Here is a 344-nt window from a genome sequence, read left to right as displayed (position 1 = left end):
TTTTTGTACCTGCGCAACGTAAAAGGCTTCCGCTTCAACCACAAAAGGGTGTACCGGATTTACTGCGAGCTATCGCTGAACATGCGCATCAAGCCGAAAAAAAGACTGAAACGGGATAAACCTGAACCGCTGGCAGTGCCTGAAAGCAGCAACGAATGCTGGTCGATGGACTTCATGCACGACCAGTTATCGGATGGTCGCTCAGTCCGTCTGCTGAATGTTATCGATAATTTTAACCGTGAGGCACTGGCGATTGAGGTCGATTTTTCTCTGCCGGCCAGTCGGGTAGTCAGAACACTTGAGTAACTCATCGCATGGAAGGGAAAACCCGCAGCCATTCGGTG

General features: G+C 50.3%; 1 pseudogene. It reads left to right on the top strand.

Annotation, left to right across the window (positions count from 1 at the left end):
• A pseudogene (locus tag FDW98_RS14335) lies at positions 1 to 303 on the top strand (DDE-type integrase/transposase/recombinase); the annotation flags it as partial.
• Between the last annotated feature and the right edge of the window lie 41 nt (positions 304 to 344).

It is taken from the genome of Citrobacter sp. wls711, assembly GCF_005281055.1.
Lineage (GTDB): Bacteria > Pseudomonadota > Gammaproteobacteria > Enterobacterales > Enterobacteriaceae > Citrobacter > Citrobacter gillenii.
Note: the sequence above shows the minus strand (reverse complement) of the source record. Positions and strands in the feature narration are given on the sequence as shown.